Genomic DNA, 7865 nt, shown 5'->3' on the forward strand with positions numbered 1-7865 from the left:
GTAGTAGGCTCCTTTTTTCGATTCTGTGGAATCTTTTCTGTTTGACCTTTTCAAAATACCCAACGACAATATTTTCTTTCTGAAATTTAAAATAGGAATCATAGCATTCATTATCGCAGCATTTTCATTCAATGCCTGTGTCGATGAATTCAAAGTTGGAGACAACTTTCTGGAAAAGGAGCCGGGTGTTGATGTTACGGCCGATACAATCTTTACGCAGGCGGAATATGCCAGGCGCTTTTTATGGAATACTTACAGCAATTTGTACTATGCCCTTCCAAGTTATTGGAATGATGTGGATGGCAAAATGAATATGGGGATGTTCGAAACCCTTTCCGACTGTTACCATAGTCACCTGAGCTGGGACGGCGTAAACCGGATGTACTATTCCGGGAGTTATAGCGCGGGACTGGAAGATTCGGACTCGCACACCCGTTTTGGATACAACAAGGAAGAAGTGTGGCAGGCCGTTCGCAAGGCATGGCTTTTTATTGAAAATGTAGACCGTGTTCCGGATATGACCACCGATGAAAAAGAGCGTCTAAAAGGCGAAGCTAAAGTGATTATTGCCAGTCGTTATTTCGACCTTTTCCGCCATTATGGTGGCCTGCCTTTGGCCGATCATGCCTGGGATGTGAATGAGACTTACGAAAACCCAAGAGCAACGGTTGAAGAGACCGTTAACTTTATGGTGAACCTACTGGATGAAGCTTCAGCCACGCTTCCGTGGACGCTCGATGCAGCCGATATCTCCAACTGGGACGGACGTTTTACCAAGGCTGCGGCCATGGGACTGAAAGCAAAAATTCTTCTGTTTGCAGCTAGCCCGCTGTTTAACGATGCGGTTCCCTATTCAATAGAAGGACCACAGGAAGCGGTTCAGAGCAACCATGTTTGGTATGGTGGCTACAAACCCGAGCTGTGGGATGAGGTCGTTGAGGCTTGCGAGGATTTCTTTCGCGAAGTCGATGCGAACGGTGTATATGGCCTGCTCCAGCCAGCAACCGACAATGGTCTGGATGTAACCAAGTACGATAATGTGTACCGCACCGCCTATCGCGATGCCTATTCATTAAGGGGATCCGGCGGACCGAACCCGGAGATGCTGATTTCGACCCGTATTCGCTACCGCGCGGGAAATTGGGATTGGAATTACTACTTCCCGCAATCGAGCATGTATGGCGCGTTCACGCCGACCCAGGAGTTTGTGGACATGTTCCCCATGCGCGATGGATCGCCATTCGACTGGAATGACGCCAACAAGGTGAGCAAAATTCACACCGAGCGTGATCCTCGTTTGTATGAAATTGTTTTGGTGAATGGTGCAGAATACCAGGGACGGCAGGCAGAGCTTTGGGTTGGAGGCCGTGAAGCACAGCAAGGACCAGCCAACGAAGAAGGCCAGTTTGCTACAGGTTATGCCAACTACAAATTTGTGCTCGACTTCTCAAAAAATACAGCTAAACCAACCTTGTGGCCTTACTTGCGCGTTTCGGAAATTTACCTGATTTATGCTGAAGCCCTAACGAAAGCCGGAAGATATAATGAAGCGATTGCCAGCGTTGATGCTGTACGTGAACGCGTTGGGCTGGCTGGATTGGCAGAATCAAACCCGGGGTTGAACCTTCAGGATGAAGAATCCCTGATGAATGAGATCCTTCGCGAACGTGCCATTGAACTGGGATTTGAAGATGTCCGCTTCTTCGACCTGATTCGGAACAAAATGGCTGACCGCTTTACCACGCAACTGCACGGGTTAAAGACATACCGCGCCGACGGACTGGAGCAATCATGGTCTGACAAGAGTGCTTCGGAGCGGGGTGAACGCCCAACTGAATTTACCTATACCAAATTCGAATTACAAAAACCAAGACGTAATTTCTGGGTTACAGGAGAATTTAATCCGAAATGGTATTTATCAGCTTTTCCTCCCTCTGAAGTAAATAAAGACTACGGTCTGACACAGAATCCGGGATGGTAGTGATTAGTAATTTGAATAAAGAATTGTTTACTATGACAGTGATAAAACATATGAAAACAAAAATATTAGCATTAGCGATGCTCTGCTTGCTAAGCATCGGAAGCTTTGCACAGTCTGACTTGATTTCCGGCAAAGTGACCGACCGATGGGGCGAGCCGGTGCCAGGCGCCTTAATCTCCCTTGTCAGTAATCCTGAAGTTCGTGTTTCAACCGATGCCTACGGTAACTTTGCCATCGGTGCCGCAGTCGGCGACCAACTGGCCATCGTAACCCGTGAACTGGAAACAACAAGGGCCGAGGTGGTCGACCAAAACGACCTTGAAGTGGTCATTGATTATGCTTCAAAGCCTGTGAACTTAGGTTTTGGTATTAGTCAGAGAATGGCAGAATCAACCGGTTCTGTTTCAACAACCAGCTCCGAAGAAATCAATCGGAGCTCAGCTTTAAGCCTGAGCAACTCCTTGTACGGAAATGCGCTGGGATTGACTTCCATGCAAAATGGTGGAGCCGTCTGGGAAGATTATGCCGACTTTTCCATTCGTGGTTTGAAAACCTTATCGAACAACAATGTGCTTGTACTTGTCGATGGCTTCGAACGCTCCATCGGAACTTTGTCACGCGAAGAAGTTGAATCGGTTTCCCTTCTGAAAGATGCGGCGGCAGTCGCACTATATGGATTCAGAGGAATCAATGGCGTCGTTTCGGTAACAACGAAAAGGGGACGTTATAACAGCATGGACATTGATGTAAGCTACGACCATGCCTTCACTACGCCTTTGCGTTTGCCCGATTTTGCCAATGGCTACACCTACGCCAGCGCCTATAATGAAGCCTTGGAAAACGACGGGCAGCCGGCAAAATACAATAGCTACGAAATGGATGCCTTCCAAGACGGCACCGCTCCGTTTTTGTATCCAAATGTTGATTGGGTGAATGAAACGCTAAAAGACAAAGGGTATTCAAACATTTACAATGTTGGTATTCGTGGTGGCGGCTCAAAAATGAGATACTACACCTTGCTGAATCTGGAAGGCAACGACGGCTTTATAAAGAATACCGAAACGAATGATGGGTATTCTACCCAAATGAAATACTCGAAAGCCAATATTCGCACCAATCTGGATGTTGACCTGAGTGAGAAAACAAAGGCTGAAGTAAATTTACTGGGGATTATCGCCGAGCATAACCGTCCGGGCCGTATTCACGGAACCCTGATGGACAACCTGTACACCTTGCCATCGGCAGCCTATCCCATTAAAACTTACGATGGAATCTGGGGTGGCAACGAAACCTGGACAACCACCAACCCGGTCGCCGGGGTTCAAAACACAGGCTACGCCCGTTCTCACGCCCGTTCCTTGTTTGCTGATGTCAAACTGACCCAAGATCTGGATCTGATTACCGACGGCTTGAGTGGTTCGTTCCGGATTGGATACGATAATTATGCCGAGTTCTGGGAAGGAAAAACACGTGGTTACCAATATGCAAGTGACCGTTTGGGCTTCAACAATGGTATTCCGGTGGATACCATCCGCACCGCTGGAGGTGAATCAAGCGACCTGAGTTTCTCGCGTTCGTTGGGCACTCAAAACCGGCATTTTAACTTTGCGGCCAACCTCGATTACGAAACCAGCTTCACCAACAGTGAACTGTTTACCTCATTAATTTACTCACAGGAACGCATTGTCTACAACGGACAGCACAACACTTACAACCGACAGAACCTGGCTGGGTATGCGCATTACACCATGCACAACAAGTACATTGCTGATCTGGCTTTGGTGGTTTCCGGCTCAAATCGCCTAGCTCCGAACCACAAGTATGGTTTTTCACCAACCTTGTCTGCTGCCTGGGTAATCTCCAACGAATCTTTTATGCAAGGAGTTAGTGCGGTAGATTTTCTGAAGTTAAGGGCCTCTGCAGGTATGATCAATTCCGACTACATTCCCGCTGTTAACCTTTGGGAACAAAGTTACGATGGTGGCAGCAGCTACCCGTTTACCGATGGATTCAACTCCTACGGCGGAATTCGGGAAGGCAGGTTGCCCACCCGCGATTTCAAACTGGAACGTGCGTTTAAATACAATCTCGGACTTGATGCCGTGCTGTACAAAGGATTGACGATTACTGCCGATGGATATTTCGAACGGCGAAGCAATATTTTCGTTCCCGAATCGGGACAAAATTCGGCTGTTCTGGGGGCTTCATCAGCCTATGTAAATGCGGGTATTGTTGATAGCCGTGGTATTGAGATCGGGATCGACTATGAGAAAATAAAAGGCGACTTGAGCTATTTCGTTGGGGCCAAATACACCTTGGCGAAAAACGAGATCGTTGAACAATTGGAAGCTCCACGGGCTTACGACTATTTGAAAACAACCGGTCAGCCGGTGAACCAACTGTTTGGATTGCAAGCTATCGGATTCTTCATTGATGAAGCCGAGATCGCCAACAGTCCGGTTCAGCAGTTTTCAGCAGTAAAACCAGGAGATATTAAATATAAGGATCAGAACGAGGATGGATTCATCAACGAATTTGATGTTGTGCCTATGGGCTACAATACTGCTGTTCCTGAGGCTTACTTCTCATTTGAGCTTGGAGCTGAATACAAAGGGCTAGGGTTTGATGCCTTGTTTCAGGGGGCCGCCAACTACAGCGCTGTGTTAAACACCAAAAGTGTTTATCGTCCGCTGGTCGACAATACCACCATTTCGAATCATTACTATGAAAATCGATGGACCCCGGCAAACGTGTTTGCCAAGTATCCAAGGCTCACCACCGAAAGTAATGATAACAACTACCGGAACAATTCCATCTGGATTGCTGATGCCTCATTCCTGAAACTTCGGACCATTGAGCTGTACTATAAAGTGCCAAAATCAGTCTTGGAAAACCTGCGAATGAAATCGGCGAAACTTTATGTGAGAGGAATGGATTTGTTCAGTATTGACGGGATTGATATTTCAGATCCTGAAGTCATTGGAGTTTCTTATCCAACGTCAAAATCGATTAACATCGGCGTTGCAATTGGACTGTAATTTTCACACAATTAAGAATCATAATATTATGAAAATAAAGAATCTAATTATCGGTTTATGTGGCCTCACCCTGCTTAGCAATTGCAGCGAAATGATGGACTACAATGAGATCGTAAGCTACGATAAAGAAGATATTTTCGAAAGCTTTAACCGTACCGAAAGTTTCGTAACCAATATTTACGGACAACTGGATTACGACTTCGGAAACTATGGTAATGGAGCCATGCTGGCCTCGGCTACTGACGAGTCCGAATTTGCCTGGTCTGTTTCTAATATCCATGACTTTTACAATGGCGCCTGGAGCCCGATCAACAGTATTTCATCTACCTGGTCGAATTCCTATGCCGCTATTCGCGCGGCAAACCTGTTCCTTGTGGAAGCCAAAGATCAGACTTTTGATGAATTTCAAAACAACAAGGACTACTTTGAGCAAATGGAGAAGTTCAACCGCTACCAATATGAAGTACGCTTTTTGAGAGCTTACTTTTACTTTAACCTGGTACGCGAATATGGTAATGTTCCACTGGTAACCACGGTATTGACTGAAGCAGAAGCCAACTCCGTTTCGCAAAGCCCTGCCGAAGATGTGATCAGCTTCATTGCAGATGAATGCGATGCCATCGTCAATCATTTGCCGGTATCTTATTCATCACTAAACTTTGCAGAGACCGGACGCGTTACGCGTGCTTCAGTATTGGCACTTAAGGCTCGTACCTTGCTTTACGCCGCTAGTCCGTTGTTAAATCCCTCGCAGGACGTAGCTAAATGGCGAGCTGCGGCAACGGCCAACAAGGCGGTTCTGGACTCTTGCGCCGAATATGGCATTAGTCTGGGAAATTATACTGCACTTTGGGGAACCGAGAACTACAAAGCTGGCGAAGTCATTTTTGCCCGCCAGGTGGGCGATCTCAATGAGCTCGAGCGTAACAATTTTCCGGTAGGTGCTGAGGGAGGCCGCTCAGGAAATACGCCCACACAAACCTTGGTTGATGCCTATGAAATGAAGGCAACAGGCTTGGCATGGGACGAGCCCGGAAGTGGATTCAACCCTTCAAAGCCTTACGAAGGAAGAGATCCGCGCTTTGCTATGACCGTTGCGAAAAATGGTGATACCGGTTGGCCAAACTATAACAGTCGTGCCCTGGAAACCTTTACAGGAGGTGTGAACGGCGCTCCGATTTCCGGAGCAACTCCGACAGGTTATTATCTAAAGAAATACCTGGATGCTACGGTTGATTTGCGTCCCAACAGCACCAATAGTAAGCGTCATTCGTGGATTACCTTCCGCTTGGGAGAATTTTATCTGAACTATGCTGAGGCTGTTTTCCAAACATTGGGATCAGCCGATGCGACCGATGCTACGTTTACTTTGTCGGCTCGTGAAGCGGTTAATAAGATTCGCCAGCGTTCGGATGTGCAGATGCCTGAACTGCCTCTTGGATTGAGCAACGAGGAGTTTGAAGCTCGGTACATGAACGAGCGTATGGTTGAGTTGGCATTTGAAGGCCATCGCTTCTGGGATGTGAGAAGGTGGAAGCAAGGTGAGTTGTTTAGCGAAGTGACCCTGATGAAATTGTCGCAAAACCCGGATACCGAAGAAATCACCTATACTCGTGTGATTCGCGAACGGGAATGGAGCGATAAAATGTATTTTTCTCCGATTCCTGACCAGGAAATCAGAAAAAGCAACAACCTGGTTCAAAATCCGGGATGGAATTAAACAGATGATTCAATCTTATAAATAAAGAACAAATGAAGAAGACTTTAATTTATACGTTGGGACTCGCTGCCTTGTCTTTGGGTTTATCCAGTTGCGAAGAAGACTATCAGGCCATTGAATATCCTGAAGCTGTAAGCAGTATCCCTGCTCCTATTAGCAATATTGTAAGCACATCGCTACCCGGTCAAATCGCACTGAACTGGGATCTGCCGGAAAGCACGGATTATTACTACATGCAGGTGAGTTACTTTGACCACCTGATGGAGAAGGAAGTTGTTCGTGTGGCCAGCAGTTACGCGGATTCTATGCTGATTGACAACACCCGGGCCAAATTTGGTGAGTACGAATTCCGGTTTCAAACCTTTAGCCTGGCTAATGTGGGCAGTGAGATTACCACGGTAACCGCTGTTTCTGAGAAAGCACCAGCTACAGTTACCATTTCGTCATCGAAAGTTAATCTGACGGCTGATCAGCTGAGCACCAACAACCAGGAGCCGTCCGAAGGGCCCATTGCCAATCTTGTTGATGGGGATGCTGGAAGCTTCTTCCACACGCGCTGGAGCTCACCGCAAATTCCGATGCCCCAATACATTCAGGTTGATCTGGCAGAACCGATTCAGGCATTTCAGTTTTATTTTCAGAACAGAGCCTGGTCGCAGGTAGGTGCGGAAATCGTGGAAATCCAGATTAGCAATGACGGTGAAAACTGGGAAACCCTGACTACGATCGATGGAGGTTTACCTTCGGGTGGTGGGGCCGAATACACTTCGGAAATTTTCGAGCCGGAAAATTCGTTCACTTTCTTCCGCTACAATGTTTTGCAAACCTACGGAAGCAGGAACTATTTCAATATGGCTGAATTTGCACTGTTTGATGTTGACATTCAGACTTACGATCCCGAATTATAAAACTTTTTATTGTAATACACTGTGGAACCAGGGCAAAGTTGCTTTTGGTTCCACTCACAACTACTACTCAATGAAAAAGATGCCCTGCGGGGCATTTTTTTAATCCCTCAAAAATCTAATATGAAACAAGCTCGAGTGGAATACAACCAAAAAAAATAGAGCACAAATATGCTTATTGGCGAGATTCGTTATGACAATTGAAAAAAATACAAAATAAT

General features: G+C 46.6%; 4 protein-coding genes. All 4 read left to right on the forward strand.

All coding sequences use genetic code 11. From position 1 onward, the window contains the following. The first annotated feature begins 25 nt into the window (after positions 1-25). Genes NC99_RS01890 through NC99_RS01905 form a run of 4 tightly spaced genes read left to right on the forward strand, consistent with a single transcriptional unit; the run spans position 26 to position 7647 of the window. Positions 26-1981 carry a RagB/SusD family nutrient uptake outer membrane protein gene (locus tag NC99_RS01890; protein ID WP_204374869.1) on the forward strand — a complete coding sequence of 652 codons (1956 nt, stop codon included), beginning with the start codon at positions 26-28 and terminating at the stop codon, positions 1979-1981. Positions 1982-2031: 50 nt separating this feature from the next. Then, a complete protein-coding gene (locus tag NC99_RS01895) occupies positions 2032-5019 on the forward strand; it encodes a SusC/RagA family TonB-linked outer membrane protein (protein ID WP_204374870.1) in 2988 nt (995 codons plus the stop codon). 28 nt (positions 5020-5047) lie between these two features. After that, positions 5048-6739, forward strand: a complete 1692-nt coding sequence (locus NC99_RS01900) for a RagB/SusD family nutrient uptake outer membrane protein (RefSeq protein WP_053179279.1) — start codon at positions 5048-5050, stop codon at positions 6737-6739. A gap of 32 nt (positions 6740-6771) precedes the next feature. Beyond that, entirely contained in the window at positions 6772-7647 is an 876-nt protein-coding gene (locus tag NC99_RS01905; RefSeq protein WP_053179281.1) for a discoidin domain-containing protein, read from the forward strand. Positions 7648-7865 lie beyond the last annotated feature (218 nt).

It is taken from the genome of Sunxiuqinia dokdonensis (genome assembly GCF_001270965.1).
GTDB classification, from domain to species: domain Bacteria; phylum Bacteroidota; class Bacteroidia; order Bacteroidales; family Prolixibacteraceae; genus Sunxiuqinia; species Sunxiuqinia dokdonensis.